The 19,589-nt window shown below is 44.4% G+C and carries 21 protein-coding genes; 8 read left to right on the top strand and 13 right to left on the bottom strand.

Annotated features, from left to right (window positions below):
• The 5 genes from ABUA31_RS07895 to ABUA31_RS07875 all read right to left on the bottom strand — a co-directional run.
• Positions 1-566, bottom strand: a 566-nt coding sequence (locus ABUA31_RS07895; RefSeq protein ID WP_349824056.1) for a hypothetical protein, incomplete at its 3' end; no start/stop codon positions are given.
• Complete coding sequence (locus ABUA31_RS07890) at positions 566-1,033, bottom strand: hypothetical protein (protein WP_349818687.1); 468 nt, start codon at positions 1,031-1,033, stop codon at positions 566-568. The genes ABUA31_RS07890 and ABUA31_RS07895, both read right to left, overlap by 1 nt.
• A gap of 544 nt (positions 1,034-1,577) precedes the next feature.
• Positions 1,578-2,321, bottom strand: a complete 744-nt coding sequence (locus ABUA31_RS07885) for a DUF6882 domain-containing protein (protein WP_257324685.1) — start codon at positions 2,319-2,321, stop codon at positions 1,578-1,580.
• Between the two features lie 27 nt (positions 2,322-2,348).
• A complete protein-coding gene (locus ABUA31_RS07880) occupies positions 2,349-3,149 on the bottom strand; it encodes a helix-turn-helix domain-containing protein (RefSeq protein WP_257324683.1) in 801 nt (266 codons plus the stop codon).
• A 61-nt stretch (positions 3,150-3,210) separates the two neighbouring features.
• Complete coding sequence (locus ABUA31_RS07875) at positions 3,211-3,801, bottom strand: SMI1/KNR4 family protein (RefSeq protein WP_257324682.1); 591 nt, start codon at positions 3,799-3,801, stop codon at positions 3,211-3,213.
• Between the two features lie 344 nt (positions 3,802-4,145).
• On the opposite strand from ABUA31_RS07875, the gene ABUA31_RS07870 reads away from it, so the two are divergent.
• From ABUA31_RS07870 to ABUA31_RS07850, 5 genes are all read left to right on the top strand, one after another.
• Entirely contained in the window at positions 4,146-4,559 is a 414-nt protein-coding gene (locus ABUA31_RS07870) for a cysteine-rich VLP domain-containing protein (protein WP_147601179.1), read from the top strand.
• A 111-nt stretch (positions 4,560-4,670) separates the two neighbouring features.
• Positions 4,671-5,066 carry a replication initiator protein A gene (locus tag ABUA31_RS07865; protein WP_008395205.1) on the top strand — a complete coding sequence of 132 codons (396 nt, stop codon included), beginning with the start codon at positions 4,671-4,673 and terminating at the stop codon, positions 5,064-5,066.
• A gap of 183 nt (positions 5,067-5,249) precedes the next feature.
• Positions 5,250-6,191, top strand: a complete 942-nt coding sequence (gene mobV / locus ABUA31_RS07860) for a MobV family relaxase (protein WP_257324681.1) — start codon at positions 5,250-5,252, stop codon at positions 6,189-6,191.
• A gap of 70 nt (positions 6,192-6,261) precedes the next feature.
• Positions 6,262-6,453 carry a hypothetical protein gene (locus ABUA31_RS07855; protein ID WP_002566025.1) on the top strand — a complete coding sequence of 64 codons (192 nt, stop codon included), beginning with the start codon at positions 6,262-6,264 and terminating at the stop codon, positions 6,451-6,453.
• A gap of 94 nt (positions 6,454-6,547) precedes the next feature.
• The gene (locus tag ABUA31_RS07850; RefSeq protein WP_257324679.1) at positions 6,548-8,059 is read left to right on the top strand and encodes a recombinase family protein; all 1,512 of its coding nucleotides are present in this window, start codon (positions 6,548-6,550) and stop codon (positions 8,057-8,059) included.
• Positions 8,060-8,209: 150 nt separating this feature from the next.
• Here the strand turns inward: ABUA31_RS07850 and ABUA31_RS07845 are convergent, their stop codons facing one another.
• From ABUA31_RS07845 to ABUA31_RS07830, 4 genes are all read right to left on the bottom strand, one after another.
• On the bottom strand, positions 8,210-9,133 hold the full coding sequence (locus ABUA31_RS07845; RefSeq protein WP_055146113.1) for a hypothetical protein: 924 nt from the start codon (positions 9,131-9,133) through the stop codon (positions 8,210-8,212).
• 63 nt (positions 9,134-9,196) lie between these two features.
• The gene (locus ABUA31_RS07840; RefSeq protein ID WP_055146110.1) at positions 9,197-9,640 is read right to left on the bottom strand and encodes a DUF2712 domain-containing protein; all 444 of its coding nucleotides are present in this window, start codon (positions 9,638-9,640) and stop codon (positions 9,197-9,199) included.
• Positions 9,641-9,816: 176 nt separating this feature from the next.
• A complete protein-coding gene (locus tag ABUA31_RS07835) occupies positions 9,817-9,969 on the bottom strand; it encodes a hypothetical protein (protein ID WP_156332998.1) in 153 nt (50 codons plus the stop codon).
• Between the two features lie 13 nt (positions 9,970-9,982).
• Entirely contained in the window at positions 9,983-10,516 is a 534-nt protein-coding gene (locus tag ABUA31_RS07830) for an accessory gene regulator B family protein (protein ID WP_278319650.1), read from the bottom strand.
• Positions 10,517-11,202: 686 nt separating this feature from the next.
• On the opposite strand from ABUA31_RS07830, the gene ABUA31_RS07825 reads away from it, so the two are divergent.
• The 3 genes from ABUA31_RS07825 to ABUA31_RS07815 are packed head-to-tail and all read left to right on the top strand — an operon-like array spanning position 11,203 to position 14,049.
• Positions 11,203-11,985: a sensor histidine kinase gene (locus tag ABUA31_RS07825; RefSeq protein WP_015534354.1), complete on the top strand. Its 783-nt coding sequence runs from the start codon at positions 11,203-11,205 to the stop codon at positions 11,983-11,985.
• 33 nt (positions 11,986-12,018) lie between these two features.
• Positions 12,019-12,762 (top strand): LytR/AlgR family response regulator transcription factor, encoded by a 744-nt coding sequence (locus ABUA31_RS07820; RefSeq protein ID WP_015534355.1) that lies wholly within the window; start codon positions 12,019-12,021, stop codon positions 12,760-12,762.
• A 21-nt stretch (positions 12,763-12,783) separates the two neighbouring features.
• On the top strand, positions 12,784-14,049 hold the full coding sequence (locus tag ABUA31_RS07815) for a sensor histidine kinase (RefSeq protein WP_055146101.1): 1,266 nt from the start codon (positions 12,784-12,786) through the stop codon (positions 14,047-14,049).
• Between the two features lie 90 nt (positions 14,050-14,139).
• On the opposite strand, the gene ABUA31_RS07810 is transcribed toward ABUA31_RS07815, so the two are convergent.
• The 4 genes from ABUA31_RS07810 to ABUA31_RS07795 all read right to left on the bottom strand — a co-directional run bounded on the left by ABUA31_RS07810 (position 14,140) and on the right by ABUA31_RS07795 (position 19,556).
• Positions 14,140-15,396, bottom strand: coding sequence for a diaminopimelate decarboxylase (locus ABUA31_RS07810; protein ID WP_055146098.1), 1,257 nt, complete (start codon positions 15,394-15,396; stop codon positions 14,140-14,142).
• 42 nt (positions 15,397-15,438) lie between these two features.
• Positions 15,439-17,073 carry a class I adenylate-forming enzyme family protein gene (locus tag ABUA31_RS07805; RefSeq protein WP_055146095.1) on the bottom strand — a complete coding sequence of 545 codons (1,635 nt, stop codon included), beginning with the start codon at positions 17,071-17,073 and terminating at the stop codon, positions 15,439-15,441.
• Between the two features lie 212 nt (positions 17,074-17,285).
• Positions 17,286-18,002 carry a prepilin peptidase gene (locus ABUA31_RS07800; RefSeq protein ID WP_055146396.1) on the bottom strand — a complete coding sequence of 239 codons (717 nt, stop codon included), beginning with the start codon at positions 18,000-18,002 and terminating at the stop codon, positions 17,286-17,288.
• Between the two features lie 312 nt (positions 18,003-18,314).
• Positions 18,315-19,556, bottom strand: coding sequence for a phenylacetate--CoA ligase family protein (locus ABUA31_RS07795; RefSeq protein WP_015534360.1), 1,242 nt, complete (start codon positions 19,554-19,556; stop codon positions 18,315-18,317).
• Positions 19,557-19,589: the final 33 nt, after the last annotated feature.

The raw sequence follows: 19,589 nt of genomic DNA, 5'->3' as shown, positions 1-19,589 counted from the left end.
GATATACATACCGCCACCATCCCCAACAGTCCGCCCATAATTCCATCTATCAATATGTAAATCAGACAATATATAACAGGATGACATTGGAATAAATATGGGAACATATTACAGTCTATTACCCCTGCAACCATAAAAGTCAGTCTCTCGGGGCTGTTATTAGGATAAAAACCAGCCGCCAAAAACAGATTAAACAAGAGTGGAACTGTAACTGCTATAAATGACGAAAGATATACAGCTATCATTTTTGAACACATATATTGGATTCTGGTTGACCGTATACATATATTTTTGTCATAACCATTATTCATATCCGAATAATATGTTCCTGCATACGGCATACAGGCAATAATCGGAAACAATATATAAAACAATGAATTATAAGCAAATTTATAATCCGTCCCTATCCAGGCCTGTATAAGACTTGATGTACCATCCGTTTTATAAATGCTGTGAAATAAACAAAGATCTAAGGTTCCTATAAACACACCTATTAAAATACTAATATAAATCCATATGCTTCTCATTGCTCTTTCTATCTCGAATCGGATACTTTTCACGTCCATCAATCCTCCACCAAATCTAATTTCACCTTTATTTTATCTGGAGTTATACAAAAGACATAATAATAATCCATGTCATATATATTTTTCCATGTTTTTTCTTTAAAAGACGCCTCAGTCATCACCGTTCCAAACCATATCTCCTGTCTTTGCCCAGCCTTGAACAATTCAGAATCAAAAATATTCATTTGTCTTTCCACTGATGGACTTATTGAGCTTGCCCATGTATCCGTCTGAAATCCACAATTGAACAGTTCCATAACCTCATCCCAACCAATATCAGCTCCTGTGTTATTCGTAACAGTAAAACCTGCACACAACACTCTGACACTTTCTATATACGGAATCTCAGCATTAAACCTTTGCTCAAATTCCTTCTTACCATAAATATGTGCCTCTTTCAAAACCAATTTATAACCTTGAAATTCTATCTCATCATAGTTATATGTAATGTCAGTCTTTCGCTGCATGAGATTTACACTATATATTAAGTCAGTTTACAAGGAACTACACGCAGACCACGAAACAGGGGCTGCTGACAACAAATAAAGGCTGAGTATCAAGCACCGGGAAAGTGCGAGATATTCAGCCTGTTTTGTTGTCCGGGGTTTCCAAAGGGTATCCCTTTGGCACACGACTTTGCTTGCAAAGTGTAGTGTGTTATACGCTCTGTCGGCGTTGCTGCGAAAATGAGGTTGCCGCCCGGAAGGGCAAGCACATTTGAAGCAGCAGGAAAACAGAACTGTGATTGTGTGGCGTGGAGCCGCAAGCACAGGGTTGGTTTCATCAGCAGACAGGGCGTATATGAAAGCCCCTGTCCCTCGTTCCACGCCGGACTTCGGGACAAAATGTCCCGAACTTGTGGACATACTCCCGCAAAAATTGAAATGGGCGGGAAGCCATTTTAGGGCTTTCCCGCCTTGATTGCCCATCAGCAAAGACGGGCAGGACTGTCAACGGCGGCACATAAAATGTGCCGTTCATCTTGACCGTTGACTGGCTCGGCTGGCTTTGCTATTTTCCAGATAAAATGGTATTCATAGCGCAAATACGCCAAAAATTATTTACTTGTTCAAACTCAATTTTCAAATCTTGCTGAAAATGAGCGAGTAATGTTTGATTGTCCCATTCATATTGCGTATTGTTCCACGAGAGAAATCCCTCCACAAAAATTTTGTGATCAATATGAAATTGTTGAATACATTGCGTCGTTATAGATACGAATTTTTGAACATCGATGGAGGCAAACACACTATCAGGAACACCTGAAAATGCAACAAAAATTGCTCCACCAGAATGTGGACCTCTGTAATAACAATACTTATCAACTAAGCCGCAAGTTACGATAGACAGGTTATGCCCGTTGAATGTATCGTCCAATGTAAATTCTGCTGTCGTTAGTGGCTCTAAATTCCAGCGTTCCCCCACTACTTTTGCGTGTGTGGCTACCTGAATAATTTTCTCGGAAAATCCATTGATATTTTCCCATCCCCACAGCCATGTGTTACTTGATGTTGCCTCGCTTCCGATGAATTGAAGCGGATACTTTTGATTTCCAAAAAGTATTACGCCCTCTGAAAAATCAACATTCCAGTCTTGCCCCTTTACCACCTGCTCACTACAAGCAGTCTGTATTGCTATCATTTTACCTAAGCAAGCTGAAAACACTTGAAACCAATTTCCTGTATCAATATTGAGATGCTCAATCCAAATATTTTTTCTGTTATCCTGTTTTCTGTCTTTGCCCCAAAATCTCATCTGTATTTCCTCCGTAATATATTTCTTTTATTTCCTCCCCCGCTGGGGATTTGGATTTTTCAGCAAGTCCGATTTCTGTGCAATCTTTTTCAGCCACTTCTTTTCTTCCTCGGACAGCTTCTTCAAATTCAGCTTGAGCCGCTTGCAGATAAACACCAGAGCGGCTTGCTCCGGGTCGCTGTCTGGGCTGGCGGTTTCCACGGCGGTCTGTAAAAAATCTTCCAGCGGATTGTCCTCCGGGACGCTGAAAAAATCGTCCTTATGGGCTTCCCGCAGGTCGAGGGCTATGTCGTTTATGTCCTGCTGTATTACATAGCGGCAAAAGCTGTCATCATCAATATGGGCGGCGACAAGCTGCCTTAACTGCGGGTCGGACAAGCCGGGATTGTGCTGCTTCATAATGGTTGCGCTCATAATATCCACAATGGCATTTGCGCTCTGTACCTGCTTGACTGCCGTTCCGTTCACATAGATTTCAAGGTCTGCCATCAGCCGGGGAAAATCAGGGTGCGCCGCCAGCTCACACAAGAGGGAATTATCCACCCGCCCACTTTTCAATAGTTCAATCATATCATCGCTCAAACGCAGGTCTGCAAGCTCGGCGTTTGGGTGATTTTTTGTTTTAGAGCGTCCCAGCAGGTAATCAACGGTCACTTCATAAACCTTTGCCAGCTGGATAAGGGCATAGTGGCTGATGTCCTTGAAGTCCTCCGCTTCATAGCTGCCCAGCGCAGACTTGGAGAGGTGCGTCTGTTCCGCAAGCTGTTCCAGCGTCAGCCCACGCTCTACACGCAGGTCTTTTAGTCGTTCTTGTATGGATAATTCCATGCGCTCCCTCCTTGTCTGCCCAATAAATGGGAAGCTATCGCTTACATCATATAAAGAAAAATTATATTAAATTCTCAATAACTGTTTCCGTCATTTTCAGTGCTTCGGTAATGTTCGGAGCGACATAATAGATAAAATCCGGGTCATGCACATAACAAATAATTTGACCGATTTCACCTTTCTCGCTTGGGTTATAGTCCAACATCAGATAAAGAGAACCGGCATACTCAGCAAAGGGAAACCAACGCTCACAAAACAGATATGGCTTTATGCGTTCGTCTAATTGTTGCAGTTGTTTTTCATCAATTACATTTGGAAACTCTGTCATTTTACAGTTTTTATTTTGAAAAAGAGATTTTAACTTGATTATTTCTTTTAGTGACAGTAGGCGATACCCGCGATAAAATCCCTCCTGCGGCCAAATTAAGCTCATATAGCCGCTGCCGTTTTTGTATGAATATACGGTTTTAAAATCCTCTGGCAATCTTATTTGAAATTGATTTTCAAAGGCGCTTAATTCTTCTTTTGTAGCACCTTGAATTTTAAGATACTCGTCAATATCTTCCTGTTCTACTTCCTCATCATTTAGTGCTTCAGCATTTTCAAGGAGAAGCTGCTCATTTCTCTTGACAAGTTCCACTATGCTATCCATTTTGAACACCTCACAACTTCCGATTTATCGCCTTGTATTTATTATTTTACCACAATTCCGAGAGCGTGTAAATAAAGAGTTTTCCGGGCTGATTTCCGACCTTATGGATATACGGGGCGGGCGGTCTTTTAGGTGTAGACTTAGGGTAGTTCATCGATGAGCTGCACCTTGAAAAATGAATAACCGTCCGAAAAGGAATACCCCGGCAGGGGAAGCACCGCAACGAGCCACTTCGGGACAAAATGTCCCGAAGTCCGGGGAGCGTGCCAACGCCGGAACACGCCGCAGGAATGGGGCAGGAAGCCTTTTCGGGGAGAACGGCTAAGGAAAAATGGAGGGAACACATGAGAGAGAACCCATATAAACGACTGCCGCCCATAGAGCGCAGGCAGGACGGTTCCCTTTACCGCATGACACCGGCACAGAGGAAACAGGCAAACGCCCTGATCTGCCGGGAGTGCTGCTGTTATGAGGATGGGAACTGTATGCTCCTTGACGATGGGGACACCCACACCTGCCCCCAGACTATTTCTTTCTCGGTCTGCTGTAAGTGGTTCCGCTGGTCGGTCTTGCCGCAAATCGGAACGCTGGAAGCGGAGATTTTCCGGGATAAGGAGCTGAAACGCTGTGCGATCTGCGGCAGAGTGTTTGTCCCAAAGTCCAACCGGGCGAAATACTGTCCCGACTGTGCCGCCAGAGTTCACAGGCGGCAGAAAACAGAAAGTGAACGGAAAAGGAGGTCTTGTGTGGACAGTTAGGGGCTGAAAAGTCCTTGATTTACAAGGCTTTGCAAGCACAGAACAGGGGCAGGCAATAGAAACTACCGTCTGCCCCCGGAAACAGGCTTCTAACCGTCCACAAAACACGATATGACAAACACCATTTATATCCATCAGCCGGAAAAGGCGGTCAGCTTTACCCGGCTTCCCAATTTTCTTTTTGAAGCCCCCACATTCACGCCACTGTCCAACGAAGCAAAGGTATTGTATGCCTTTATCCTACGCCGGACAGACCTGTCCCGGAAAAACGGCTGGGCGGACGAATATGGGCGCATTTACCTCTACTATCCCATCAACGAGGTAGTGGAGCTGCTCCACTGCGGGCGGCAGAAGGCGGTCAACACCCTGCGGGAGTTGCAATACGCCGGACTGGTAGAGATTCAGAAGCAGGGCTGTGGAAAACCCAACCGCATTTACCCAAAATCCTACGAAGCGGTTCCAAACACCGACTTCAAGAAATCCGGTTATGGAACGCGGTCGGACTGAAAACCGCACTCCACAAGTACGATAATCAATTCTCTTGAAGTACGGAAACCGGACGGTATATAGAAATACAGAGATAAAAATATTGATTTATATTCTATCCATTCCCTTCCGATCCGAGATATTTTCTGCGGGATTTTCCTGTGGAGAAGTCCCGGAAAGGAACGGAATGGGGAAAGGAGTTTCATGGCACAACACGCAATTTTGCGATTTGAAAAGCACAAGGGCAATCCGGCAAGACCGCTGGAAGCCCATCACGAACGGCAAAAGGAACAGTACGCCAGCAATCCCGACATTGACACCAGCCGGAGCAAGTACAACTTCCATATCGTTAAGCCAGAGGGCAGGTACTACCACTTTATACAGAACCGTATTGAACAGGCAGGCTGCCGTACCCGTAAGGACAGTACCCGGTTTGTGGATACGCTGATTACCGCCAGCCCGGAATTTTTCAAGAAGAAGTCCCCAAAGGAGATACAGGAATTTTTCCAGAGGGCGGCTGATTTCTTAATCGGGCGGGTAGGGAAAGAAAATATCGTGTCGGCGGTGGTACACATGGACGAGAAAACGCCCCACCTGCATTTGGTCTTTGTCCCGCTGACAGAGGACAACCGCCTGTGTGCAAAGGAGATTATTGGGAACAGAGCCAGCCTCACAAAATGGCAGGACGATTTTCACGCCTATATGGTGGAGAAATATCCCGACTTGGAGCGTGGAGAAAGTGCCAGCAAGACAGGCAGGAAGCATATCCCCACCCGTCTGTTCAAGCAGGCGGTCAATCTCTCCAAACAGGCAAGAGCCATTGAAGCCACACTGGACGGTATTACCCCGTTCAACGCCGGAAAGAAGAAAGAGGAAGCCCTCTCCCTGCTGAAAAAGTGGTTTCCGCAGATGGAGAACTTCTCCGGGCAGCTTAAAAAATACAAGGTCACGATAAACGACCTTTTGGCAGAAAATGAACAGTTGGAAGCCAGAGCCAAAGCCAGCGAAAAAGGCAAGATGAAAGATACAATGGAACGGGCAAAGCTGGAAAGCGAGCTGAAAGACATTCAGCGGCTGGTAGACCGTATCCCGCCGGAGGTGCTGGCAGAACTGAAACGGCAGCAGCGGCACACAAGGAAACGGTGATTGATGACAGAAAACATTTCACGCCGCGGTATGACGGCACTGCACTTTGAAAATTAAATACGGAGGTACTATGGAGCATATCAGATACAAGAAAGAAACCGAAGTCGTGACTTTTCAGGGAAAGGAAATCACGCTGGAAAATCTCTCCCCGGTGTTCACGCCGGAGCAGGAAGCGGCAAAACGCCGGGAGCTGGAACAGCAGCTTTATGAGGTGTTCCGCAAGTATGCCGACAAACGGCAGAGTGAGGAAGCCGGGGCATAAGGTTTTCCAAAGCCATCGTTGATTTGCGGGGCTGCTGACGGTATAATAAAGGTGTCAGCAGCTCCGTTTCTTTTTTTAGAAAAGGAGCGATAATATGAACAATCGAATAGACGCAATCTATGCAAGACAATCGGTGGACAAAAAGGACAGCATTTCCATTGAAAGCCAGATTGAGTTTTGCAAATACGAATTGAAAGGCGGGAACTGCAAAGAGTACAAGGACAAAGGGTATTCCGGGAAAAATACGGAGCGTCCACAATTCCAACAGCTTATGCGGGATATTGAAAGCGGCCTTGTGCGGAAAGTGGTGGTTTACAAGCTCGACCGCATCAGCCGTTCCATTCTCGACTTTGCGAAGATGATGGACTTCTTCCAAAAGTACGAAGTGGAGTTTGTGTCCTCTACGGAGAAGTTTGACACCTCCACCCCGATGGGGCGGGCTATGCTGAATATCTGTATCGTGTTCGCCCAGCTTGAACGGGAAACGATACAGAAGCGGGTGACGGACGCTTACTACTCCCGCAGTCAGCGGGGCTTCAAGATGGGCGGGAAAGACCCTTACGGCTTCCATACAGAGCCGATTAAGATGGACGGTATCAACACAAAGAAGCTGGTGGTAAACCCGGACGAAGCAGCAAATATCCGGCTGATGTTTGAGATGTATGCCCAGCCCACAACCTCCTACGGGGACATTACCCGGTACTTTGCGGAACAGGGGATTTTGTTCCATGGCAAAGAGCTGATACGCCCCACGCTGGCGCAGATGTTACGCAATCCTGTCTATGTGCAGGCAGACCTTGATGTGTACGAATTTTTCAAAAGTCAAGGGACGGTCATTGTCAATGACGCTGCCGATTTTACAGGCATGAACGGCTGCTATCTGTATCAAGGGCGGGATGTGAAGCCCAGCAAAAAGAACGACTTGAAAGACCAAATGCTGGTACTGGCTCCCCATGAGGGCATTGTTCCCTCCGACATCTGGCTGACCTGCCGTAAGAAGCTGATGAACAACATGAAAATCCAGTCTGCCCGAAAAGCTACCCATACATGGCTGGCGGGAAAAATCAAATGCGGAAACTGCGGGTATGCCCTTATGAGTATCTTCAATCCCTCCGGCAAGCAATACCTTCGCTGTACGAAACGGCTGGATAACAAGAGTTGTCCGGGGTGCGGGAAAATCATTACTTCGGAACTGGAAGCGGTTGTTTATCAGCAGATGGTAAAGAAACTGGCAAGCTACAAGACGCTGACAGGCAGAAAGAAAGCGGCAAAGGCAAACCCGAAAATTGCCGCCCTGCAAGTGGAGCTTGCCCATGTGGACAGCGAGATTGAAAAGCTGGTGGACAGTCTGACGGGTGCAAACAATGTCCTGCTCTCCTATGTGAATGTGAAGATAGCGGAACTGGACGGACGCAAGCAGGAACTTCTGGCGAGGATAGCGGAGCTGACGGTGGAAGCCATCAGCCCGGAACAGGTCAGCCAGATTTCCGGCTACCTCGATACTTGGGAAAATGTATCCTTTGACGACAAGCGGCGTGTGGTAGATTTGATGATTACTACCATAGCCGCCACAAGCGACAGCTTAAATATCACATGGAAAATCTGACGGGCGGAACCCCTCCCGTCAGATACCTACTCTGTGTAGTCCCTTGTAAACTGTACTTTCGTCCACTCCAAAACACAATTATACAGGCAGCTATTACACAGACTATTCTTTTTATCATACTTGAAAGCCTCCATCTGACTGCTGTTTATTTCATCGTTCTCTCGGTATATTGTCAAGCTTCACAAGATCCGGGTATGAATCAGGATCAAATAATTCATCAGTTAATGGCGGCTCTCCAATATACAGAGTTACGCTTCCGTTATAACTGTCACTAACCTCAAACCCTAATGTGCACTCCAGAACCTCCGCAGGCTCAAGCGTTCTTAAGAAAAACCAGTCTGCCCTGTCATCTCCTACCATATGAATTGATTTATCAAAATACACCTGGTTGTCTATATTCCACATCTGCGATTTATTTGACAAAACAAATTGCGTATAAAAGCTTAGAACCTTATCTACAGCTTCCTCATTTTCATTCGTTATCCTGCATTTAACAAAATAATATCTGGTCTTCGGATGTATATACTTTGTATTTTCTTCCAGCAAATCCTTGTACTTTTCCTGCATTTCACGGAGCTTATTCATATCATCTTCATTTTCCACTGGAGAATTATATAATTTTTCATAATCGGGAGCCTGCTCAAATACGGCTTCCATATCTGTAATTTTTTCAATAAAATCTGGATCCGGTAATTCACCAGTCTTAAAATATTCTGCAGAATACTTTGTCTGTTTCACAATATCAGTATCCTCAACCACATCAACAGACAGACATTCTACTTTTACTCCGTCACTATTAAATATATTATCTCCCGCAGTATTCTTCCAATTCTTTTCTTCATCGTTATTCCCAACATCTCCTGAAACGATAGATATCTTTTTAGATTCTTCGGTTGTTGGTTCGCTATCAGTCTGATCATCAGTTTCAGATATAGTTTCACTTGTATCACTATTTTCTGTGTTTCTTTCATATGGTTTTTTCTTATTTTTTTCAAGATTGTTATTGACAAAAGCCAATCCCAGCAAGGCAATACAGATTCCTGCTGCAACCAGCACTGTTTTTTTTCTATTCATACACATTACCTCTAATCAAGCTGTGCCTGTAGCAACAGGCACAGCCACCACATTTTTTCTCATCTATTTAGGATATACTGTATATACCTTCGTAGAATCCGGACTCCACCATCCCGATGTAATTTTACCTGTTACTGTTGATCTTCTCGTCATGCGAAGTCTGGCGTAATTCTCGTCGTTTTCATATACATAATTCGTTACACTTGCCTCTACGCCTCTTGGTATGGTCACGTATGCAGATCTATAATTAGCCGTGCCTGTAACTCCAGCCTTTCCCTGTACTCTATAGTCCACTACAGGCCCTGTAGTCGGATATATATATACCTTTGTGGCATTTTCTTTATCTCTCCATCTGCTTATTCCAGCTGGCGAATTACTGTTATATTTAAACTCATCATTTGTTGTATTACCCGCCTTAGCCGGTGCTGCAATTCCCACTGTTCCTGACACCGCCATTGCGCCTGCGACAGCAAACATCGCAAGCTTTGTTTTCATTGACTTCTTCATAGCCTTTTGTCCCTCCTAATTAATTATCTACGGTCTTTACTCCACTTTTGCCACTTTTAACAATTTTGCTATTGTACTTTTCTGTGTCTGATAGTACAATCCGCTTATCAAGATTTTTCCAGCAAATGATTGTCTTGATATTTCTAATATCCTGAAGCTCAACTCTTCAGGATATTTTACTTTGTCTCTTTCTGCGAATCGATATTCCTGAGACACTCTGGGAGTTCTATCTCTCCCCATGCACCGAAACATCCTGTCAGTCTAATCACATCTTCTGCCATATTCTCAAGTATGTCCGACAGCATATTTCTAACCCTCTTCTGCGTCACGCATTGTCACCCCCTATTTATTTCTTTTTATCAGAGATGATAATTTTAATATCATCACTTCTATAATCTGCAACAACCATATCCATACAATATAGTTATTGTAAGATTTCACCCCAAGACTCACCGCTCCAATTATCAGCACACCTGCTATACCACGAGCCTTTATCATATTTTTTCTATGTTGATTATATTTAGGTCTCTGTTTTGATGGTATAGGCGCAAATAATGCTATAACTACTATCTCCGATACCCACAATGAATTCTGCAGTTTGCTTGACAATATAATATTTTCTCCGCATGCTAACACCACGATATAAAACAATACAGTCACCGCTGTACAGCCATACCATGTTTTCATATGTATACCGCCAAGATAATTTCTTGTAAGTTCTATTGTCAATCCTGTTATTATTGCTATATCAACGTGTCCCAATATTGAAAAGAGGCCCAAAATAATTAAATATTTCTCTACCTTGTCAATAAGAAGCAGTATAGAATATTGTATTTTTACATCACGATCCTCATCGCTTCTGTATTTTCTGCCCAGCAGGATCTGTGTTAATAATATTCCCAGCTTATTGTTTAGATTATCTATTTGACCACCTCCACTTTTCTTTTATCATACAACTACTTAGATTGCAATATATTTTGCTTAATTTGTCATGAACGGTATCTATCATGTCATAAACGACAATTGACGCGGTATAAATCGTCTTTGTATAATGTTATATTATCTTTATGGAGGTTGCCATGATACATCATATCGTAGACTCTTTTTGTTATATTATTGAAATTTTATATGATCTCATCATGCTCTCATCCATTGCCGGAGTACATATAAAAGAAATGCGACATCCTGTGATAAGTGCAATTTTATACTTTTGTTTGGGAACCTTTTTTTCATCCCTGTTTCCAGGTGCGCTTGGGTGGATCATCTTATGTTCACTAGCCTATTTAACGACTCTTTTTATCTTAAATACGACTATATTTAATTCTCTAATTGCCTTCGTCATATCACACACTTTTATCCTTCTTATTCAAAATTCTATAATTCTGTTATTTTACAGAGTGAATTTTAATAATCAGATAGCCTCCTCCATCGCAGGCTCCCTGATTACTTTTTCTATTGCTTGTGCTATATGCAGGCTACTTCCATTCCATAGCTTCTACTCTCAGTTGATTAATGGCAGATTTTTATCCAAGTACCTTGTAATACATGTTTTTCTGATAATCATGCTTGAGCTGGGACTGCGTAAATACAGCACATTTAACACAATCATATATATCCCCCTCATCTCATTTTTCACCGTGATAGTCCTCATCACCGACATAGTAATCCTCAGCCAGCAACAGATCATCAGCAAGCAGCAGCACGATCTGGCAAATTACAACGTCTATCAGCCTATGATGGATGATCTGATTGAGGACGTCACGGGAAGGCAGCATGACTTTGACAATATATTGACCGGTATTCGAATGCTTCCATATACACACACCGACTACAGTTCATTAAAGGAGGCTCTTATCAGCAGTTCAGATGAGGTTATATCCGAATACAGAACCACCGAGCTTCTAAAAATCAACATGTTCGTGATCGCCGGGTTTATATACAGCAAACAAAAGCAGGCAGAAAAGGCGCACAAAAAGCTGAATATTGTCGTTCACAGCTATCTGCTCGAGAGCCGGATGCCTGAATATGAGCTGGTCAGGGTTCTGGGAATACTCATCGACAATGCACTGGAGGCCATATCTGAGCACGATAGTATGACTCTGCACCTGGATAGCCGGGACGGCAGAATCATCATCACCACTCTGAACAAAGGTCCTCTGCTAACACCCGAGATCAGAGCAAAGCTTTTCACAGCAGGCTATACCACCAAGACCTGTGATCGTCAGAAGCACGGCCTTGGTCTTTACAATCTCAGGCGTCTGGTATTTAAATATAATGGAAAAATATATCTGGAAAACGATTATCTTCTGGATGATACTCTGGTGCGTTTTGAAGTAATGGTTTAAAATACAACACATAGAAGGAAGGAGTCTTTTATAATGAGAGCTTTGGTAGTTGAAGACAATGTGGCACAATTAAATGGTCTGGCAGAGATAATAGAAGAAAGCTTCCCCGACATAGAATGTCTGAAGGCCGCCTGTTATGATGATGCTCTGGCTCTGGCAGATTCGCACAGCATCCAGCTTTTTCTGCTGGATATACAGCTTGGCGCCGACCCGGATAAGGACGGAATAAAGCTGGGAGAACAATTGCGAAGAAATCCGCGTTATCAGACAACTCCTATTTTGTACGTGACAGCTCTTGTAAACGAAGCTCCCAGAGCGATCCACAAGACCAACTGCTACGATTATCTGGTCAAGCCCTACTCACAGCAGGATCTGATAGAATCTGTCTCCAAGCTTCTGAACTTTTCTCTGATCAGGGAGGAACCAATAGAGCTTACCGACAGAGATGGTGTACTTGCCAGGATCAGACCAGACAATATACTATACATTAAATCCGAGCTGCGAAACATGCATGTCCACACAACCACCGGACTATTTATATCCACAGGAACAAGACTCTCTGTATTTGCGGACTCTCTTCCATCGTATTTTGCACGCTGCCACAAGAGCTTTGTCGTAAACCTTCACCATGTGGATACCTACGACAAGGTTACCGCCATGGTATCGCTTGACACACCGGACTATCAATGGATACCGGTTGGCCGCAAATACGCCACAGAGTTTGGTCACAGACTTAAAGCTTCCACGGCTGCGCGCAAACACGTTGAACAGGCTTAACAATGATAAGGGGTATTTGAAATGCTGAATTCTATAATAGATCTCCTATGCTTTACATTGGAAACAATGAAGGATGTTATTTTTATATCTGCCCTCATCGGAAGAAAATTCCGGGATATGCGCCACCCAATTATCGGAACGGCTGCTTACCTTATACTCGGGAATACGGTATCCTTAATTTTCCCAAATGCATTTGGATGGCTGGCATTATGCCTGCTATCCTATCTCATGCTGTTGTATATTATGAAGACCAGATATTTTTATGTATTGATGGCGTATATTCTTGAATATCTGTATGCGGCTTTTCTTGAGGACATTATCATCATGGGTATGACACGTCTGGGTGCGAACAATGAGACATACTTGTCCATTTCCTGTGCTGTATTTTCATTTCTGATTTCAGTGGCTCTGTGCAGATATGCGCCTATGAACCATGTGTTCCAAACCTTCATGGGCGGCAGTGGAATTATCAAATTCCTGTCTATTCATTTGTACGTTGTGTTTATGATCGAGACCGGGCTGTACAAATTCAGTACCATCGACACCTCGGTGTATATACCTGTGATATCATGCTTTGCAGTTGTGGTCATTCTCTCGGATATCATCATTCTGGGACAGCAGCGAACCATAGGAAAGCAGCAGCACGATCTGGAATGCTTTAAAACCTATCAGCCTATGATGGCTGATCTGATAAAGGATCTGCGAAGCAAACAGCATGACTTTGACAACCATCTGACTGCAGTCAGAATGCTTCCATACACCTATAGGGATTATGAGTCTCTGAAAAATGCCCTGATAAACTATTCAGACAATATGGTATCTGAATACCGTGAGTCTGAGCTGCTTCGCATCAATCTGTCTGTTGTCGCCGGTTTTATATATAGCAAGATGATCAATGCCGAAAAGAACGGAAAGACTCTGAATGTGATAGTCAGACAGCATACATTGAAAAGCTGTATGCCCGAATATGAAATCATACGTATACTTGGAATATTAATAGACAATGCTCTGGAGGCTGTAGATGCTCCGGGATCTGCCACCCTGTCTCTTGACAGCAGTCAGAACCAGATCATCATAAGCACCATGAACAAAGGTCCTGTGTTGAGCTCTGATCTTAGAAGAAATATGTTTACCTACGGCTACACAACCAAGACCATCGACAAGCAGCATCACGGATATGGTCTTCCGAACATGAAAAAGCTTGTGGATGAATATGAGGGAAAGATATGTCTGGATAACCGAACCATATCCGGACAGAATTATATTTGCTTCGAGGTGACAGTGTAACGCAGCTCATGCACATAGAAAACCGGCAGTATACAGTTGGACTTCAACTCATATACTGCCGGTTTTCTATGCTTATCTATGGTCTGCCTGTTACAGCTCTACATTCCAGAAATCCTTGATGGTTGCGAAGTAATCCTCAGGTGTCTCTGCACGGCGGATAAGCTTAAATGAGCCGTCCGGTCTGAGCAGAACCTCTGCTGACTTCAGCTTGCCGTTGTAGTTGTAGCCCATGGCAAAGCCGTGTGCTCCTGTGTCGTGGATGACAAGGATATCTCCCATGTCGATCTTTGGAAGCATTCTGTCTATAGCGAACTTATCATTGTTCTCGCACAACGAGCCTGTCACATCATACTTGTGATCGCATGGCTCATTCTCCTTGCCGAGAACTGTGATATGATGGTATGCACCGTACATGGCAGGTCTCATGAGGTTGACTGCACATGCGTCCACTCCGATGTACTCCTTGTGTGTGTGCTTCTCATGAATGGCTGTTGTAACCAGGTGCCCGTAAGGTGCCAGCATGAAACGTCCGAGCTCTGTGAAGATAGCTACATCACCCATGCCTGCCGGTACAAGCACTTCCTCATATACCTTTCTGACACCCTCGCCGATGACCATGATGTCATTTGGCTCTTTGTCCGGTGTATATGGGATTCCAACTCCGCCTGACAGGTTGATGAAGTCAAGCTTCACTCCGGTCTTCTCCTTGATCTCAACTGCTGTCTCAAACAGAATCTTTGCAAGTGTTGGATAATATTCATTTGTCACTGTATTGCTGGCAAGGAATGCATGCATTCCGAATCTCTTCACGCCCTTTGCCTTGAGGATCTTGTATGCCTCGATGATCTGATCCTTTGTCATACCATACTTTGCATCACCAGGGTTGTCCATGATGGTGGTTGATATGGAGAACTTTCCGCCCGGATTGAATCTACAGCAGATCTTCTCTGGAATTCCTGCTGCCTTCTCCAGGAAATCAATGTGTGTGAAATCGTCAAGATTGATGGTTGCGTTCAGCTTCTTTGCAAGCACGAATTCTTCGGCAGGGGTGTCATTGGACGAGAACATGATCTCATCGCCCTTAAATCCCATCTTGTCTGACATCATAAGCTCTGTCAGTGATGAACAGTCTGTTCCGCAGCCCTCTTCCTTGAGGATCTTGAGTATCGTTGGGTTCGGAGTAGCCTTTACAGCGAAATACTCCTTGAATCCTTTATTCCATGAAAACGCCTTATAAAGCTTTCGCGCATTCTCTCTGATTCCTTCTTCATCGTAAATGTGAAACGGTGTAGGGATCTCCCTGATGATCTCCTCTGCCTTTGCCTTTGTAATAAATGGTGTCTTCATCTTTTTTTGTCCTTTCTGTGCTGTATTACGGCAAGTATCTCACTATGCGTTGTTTTCTGCCGCTACCAGGTTCTCACTATTGTGCATCTTACGGAGAAGTGGCTTTTCTATCTTACCTGTAGCATTTCTCGGAACGTGCTCAAATATGATCTTCCTTGGTCTCTTATATCTTGGAAGTTCTTTACAGAACTCGTTGATCTCTTCCTCTGTACAGGTCATGCCATCCTTTACCTCTATGATAGCCGCTGTGATCTCTCCGAGACGGGCATCTGCGATACCGATGACCGCAACGTCCTTGATCTTCTCGTATTTGCTGAGGAAGTTCTCTATCTGTACAGGGTAGATATTCTCTCCACCACTGATTATAACATCTTTCTTTCTATCTACAAGATAAATAAATCCATCTTCGTCCTGCATAGCCATATCTCCTGTGTACAGCCAGCCGTCCTTCAGGCACTCCTCTGTCGCCTTCGGATTCTTGTAGTAGCAGGTCATGACACCAGGTCCCTTGAGGATAAGCTCGCCGACTGCGCCCTGCTCAACCTCTGTTCCGTCCTCATTCACGATCTTTGCCTGCCAGCCGTAGCCCGGCACACCGATGGCTCCGACCTTATGTATGTTCTCTACTCCCAGATGTACAGCGCCCGGTCCGATAGACTCTGAAAGTCCATAGTTCGTGTCGTACTGATGGTTAGGGAATATCTCTTTCCATTTCTTTATAAGACTCTGTGGCACTGGCTGTGCTCCGATGTGCATCAGTCTCCACTGTGACAGCTCATAATCCTCCAGATGTACATCGCCGTTCTCTATGGCAAGCAGTATATCCTGAGCCCATGGCACAAGAAGCCATACTATAGTACACTTCTCATCACTTACAGTCTGAAGTATAGTCTTGGCGCTTACTCCCTTGAGCAGAACTGCCTTTCCGCCCACTATCAGACTTCCAAACCAGTGCATCTTGGCACCTGTGTGGTACAGTGGCGGAATACACAGGAACACATCATCCTTTGTCTGTCCGTGATGTACATTCTCGACCTTTGCCGCATGCATCAGGCTCTCATGGTTGTGCAGAATAGCCTTTGGGAATCCTGTTGTTCCAGATGAGAAATATATAGCCGCATCATCACTGTCCTTGATGTCTCTCTTCTCGAACACGCTTGAGCAGTTGGATGTCAGCTTGTCATAGTCCTCTGCAAATGTAGGACAATTGCCGCCCACATAGAAGAGGATTCTCTTCTCAGCTATCTCGTCAACGACAGCCTCTATACGTCCGATGAACTCAGGGCCAAATACAAGCACGTCAACATCTGCAAGCTCTACACAGTATTTGATCTCCTCCGCATCGTATCTGAAGTTGAACGGAACCACTATGGCTCCCGTCTTCAACACTCCGAAATATATTGGAAGCCACTCAAGGCAGTTCATCATGAGGATACCTACCTTGTCTCCCTTCTGGATTCCACGTGACACCAGAAGATTGGCAAATCTGTTTGCCTTCTCGTTGAACACGCTCCATGTTATCTCTCTTCTGTACTGACATGTAGGATTAGACTCTATGAGTTCATACTCTCTCCATGTAACCCTTCTCGTCTCCTGCACATCAGGATTTATCTCTACCAGAGCGACATCATTTCCATATTCTCTGGCATTTCTCTCTAAGTAATCTGTGATTGGCATAATCGTAACTCCTAACCTCTCTTAATAATTGCTCTTCTTTCTCAATTAAAAGCTTTAACGCGTTAAATTGCACGCTCTTTACAGTATATCCCTCACATGGAAAATATACAATAGGCAATTACATTTGAATACTATCATAAAAAATAGTGCTGATGTATAAGTTTTTTATCACTTATACATCAGCACTATTTCTTTTTCATGGATTCATCACTCTACGCATAGAATGATGCCTTGATCATATTGATATAGCTGTTCATCATCTGTGATCCCACAAATGTCGCAATCATCAGGCCAACGCTGAGCGCCGGGCCAAATGCGAAATGATCGTCCTTGCCTTTCTTACGCCTTGCAAGAAGTATCACGCCCTGGCATCCACCAATGATAAGTCCGATGAAGAATGCTATGACGGTTGCCTTCCAGCCAAGGAAGAATCCTGCGGCAAACATGAGCTTGATATCTCCTCCGCCAAATCCATCCGGTATAACCAGCACTATCAGAAACAGCGGAAGGCTCACGCAAAGCATTCCAATAAGTCTGCTCACAAGAGAGAGGTCTCCGCCTGTCAGTGAAAATCCACCTCTCGTGAATATGGATATAACTCCAAGCACCAGTATACACACATTCAGCACAAATGGTATCTCCATGGTATCAGCGTCTATGAATGTGATGATAGTCAGCAGTCCAAAGAACAGGAATACCGTGACCGCCTCAAGGCTCACATCAAACTGCCACACCATAAGCACTCCGAACACCCCACCAAGGATCTGTATGAACAGACATCTCGGAGAAAACTTCTCAAAGCTCTTCGGCTTTCCCTTAAATATATTCTCATTGTTCGGCAGCTTGAGTATGATCTCATTCGCCAGAGTAAACAACACCACCCCAAGTAAAAACGCAACTATACAAGCTGCTATATTAATTGAATTCATAAACATAAAATCCCTTCTACATAAGTATTACCATGCACCGATAAAGTCTCTTTAACTTCTTGTCTTATGCAATGTAAGACCCATCCACAAATATAAATCTCCTTCTCAGACAGGTGAGCGCCTATTCAGTTGTCGGACTCAGCAACGGGCGTTCTCATGATATCCAAATCAGGGAATACGAGGCCGTCGGCACTTGGCAATCGCTTGCGGAGCCTTATGTGCCGCTACGCGCCGAAGTTAAGCGCAAGCGACCCTGATTGGATATATGAGAACCCCGATGCGTCCGTCTTACGTACGCTCACCGTCCGTCACCTACTGCTCACGATGGTCGATGACACGCTGTGTCTTCTTCTCACTTCTAGGCAGCGTTCCAACAGGGACAACAGTAATCTTCGGTGTAACTCCGATCCTTGACTTGAACAGATCTCTGATCTGACGTCCTGTCTGCTCAAAATCTACACGTCCCTCGGCCTCAACTGTAACCAGCATGATATCCTTATTGGCAGGCTCGTCATGGGCTATATTTATGGTGTACTCACTTGGGACTCCATCCACAAGTGCAAGCAGCTCCTCAACCTGACTTGGGAACATATTTACGCCGTGTACCTTGAACATATCATCACTTCTGCCCTTGATGATATCCAGTCTAGGATGCTTTCTTCCGCATGGACACTCACCCGGAATGATCCTTGATATATCGTGTGTCCTGAAACGGATGAGCGGAGCCCCCTCCTTAACCAGAGTAGTGATAACTATCTCTCCCTCCTCTCCGTCAGGGAGAGTCTTTCCGGTCTTCGGATCTATTATCTCTATATAAACATAATCATCCCAATAGTGCATTCCATTCTGGGCATCGCAGCTTATTCCGATACCAGGCCCATAGATCTCTGTAAGTCCATATATATCATACAGCTCTATTCCAAGCTTCTCTTTTATATACTCTCTCTTCTTCTCACTCCAACGTTCTGAGCCAAATACGCCCTTCTTCAAATGTATCTTATCCTTAAGCCCTCTCTTATCTATCTCTTCGGCAAGAAGAAGTGCGTATGATGACGTTGCTGTGAGAACTGTACTTTCAAGATCGATCATCATCTGTAACTGTTTGTCAGTATTTCCAGGGCCCATAGGAATTACCATGGCACCAAGCTTCTCCGCGCCTGCCTGAAATCCTATTCCGGCTGTCCACAGACCATATCCCGGTGTGATATGTACTCGGTCTTTCTTTGTCACTCCGGCTGTCTCGTAGCATCTTGCGAACATGGTTGCCCAGTCATCGACATCCTTTGCTGTATAAGGTATGATAACCGGCTTTCCTGTTGTTCCTGAAGATGAATGGATACGTACCACTTCCTCATCCGGAACAGCCTGTATTCCCAGTGGATAAGCATTTCTCAGATCATCCTTGCTTGAAAACGGAAGCTCCTCAAATGCCTCCTGACTTGTCACATCTGTTATACCAAGCTCTCTGTACTTCTTACCATAATAGCTGTCAGTCTTTACAAGTCTTTTTATCTGAGCGTCCACCTGACTGAGCTGTGTGTCATTTAACTTCATAATTTTTACTCTCCTTTTTCCCTTCGGTCAGCC

Source organism: Coprococcus sp. RTP31081st1_H1_RTP31081_211007 (assembly GCF_040227275.1).
Taxonomy (GTDB): Bacteria; Bacillota; Clostridia; order Lachnospirales; family Lachnospiraceae; genus Coprococcus; species Coprococcus aceti.
Note: the sequence above shows the minus strand (reverse complement) of the source record. Positions and strands in the feature narration are given on the sequence as shown.

Bases quoted from the DNA above. Each gene is read 5' to 3' on its own strand.
- ABUA31_RS07815 (WP_055146101.1), top strand. From the start codon at position 12,784: ATGCTGAATTCTATAATAGATCTCCTATGCTTTACATTGGAAACAATG.
- mobV (WP_257324681.1), top strand. From the start codon at position 5,250: ATGGCACAACACGCAATTTTGCGATTTGAAAAGCACAAGGGCAATCCG.
- ABUA31_RS07800 (WP_055146396.1), bottom strand. From the start codon at position 18,002: ATGAATTCAATTAATATAGCAGCTTGTATAGTTGCGTTTTTACTTGGG.
- ABUA31_RS07845 (WP_055146113.1), bottom strand. From the start codon at position 9,133: ATGAATAGAAAAAAAACAGTGCTGGTTGCAGCAGGAATCTGTATTGCC.
- ABUA31_RS07825 (WP_015534354.1), top strand. From the start codon at position 11,203: ATGCTTGAGCTGGGACTGCGTAAATACAGCACATTTAACACAATCATA.
- ABUA31_RS07820 (WP_015534355.1), top strand. From the start codon at position 12,019: ATGAGAGCTTTGGTAGTTGAAGACAATGTGGCACAATTAAATGGTCTG.
- ABUA31_RS07805 (WP_055146095.1), bottom strand. From the start codon at position 17,073: ATGCCAATCACAGATTACTTAGAGAGAAATGCCAGAGAATATGGAAAT.
- ABUA31_RS07850 (WP_257324679.1), top strand. From the start codon at position 6,548: ATGAACAATCGAATAGACGCAATCTATGCAAGACAATCGGTGGACAAA.
- ABUA31_RS07840 (WP_055146110.1), bottom strand. From the start codon at position 9,640: ATGAAGAAGTCAATGAAAACAAAGCTTGCGATGTTTGCTGTCGCAGGC.
- ABUA31_RS07890 (WP_349818687.1), bottom strand. From the start codon at position 1,033: ATGCAGCGAAAGACTGACATTACATATAACTATGATGAGATAGAATTT.
- ABUA31_RS07865 (WP_008395205.1), top strand. From the start codon at position 4,671: ATGACAAACACCATTTATATCCATCAGCCGGAAAAGGCGGTCAGCTTT.
- ABUA31_RS07810 (WP_055146098.1), bottom strand. From the start codon at position 15,396: ATGAAGACACCATTTATTACAAAGGCAAAGGCAGAGGAGATCATCAGG.
- ABUA31_RS07875 (WP_257324682.1), bottom strand. From the start codon at position 3,801: ATGGATAGCATAGTGGAACTTGTCAAGAGAAATGAGCAGCTTCTCCTT.
- ABUA31_RS07880 (WP_257324683.1), bottom strand. From the start codon at position 3,149: ATGGAATTATCCATACAAGAACGACTAAAAGACCTGCGTGTAGAGCGT.
- ABUA31_RS07855 (WP_002566025.1), top strand. From the start codon at position 6,262: ATGGAGCATATCAGATACAAGAAAGAAACCGAAGTCGTGACTTTTCAG.
- ABUA31_RS07885 (WP_257324685.1), bottom strand. From the start codon at position 2,321: ATGAGATTTTGGGGCAAAGACAGAAAACAGGATAACAGAAAAAATATT.
- ABUA31_RS07870 (WP_147601179.1), top strand. From the start codon at position 4,146: ATGAGAGAGAACCCATATAAACGACTGCCGCCCATAGAGCGCAGGCAG.
- ABUA31_RS07795 (WP_015534360.1), bottom strand. From the start codon at position 19,556: ATGAAGTTAAATGACACACAGCTCAGTCAGGTGGACGCTCAGATAAAA.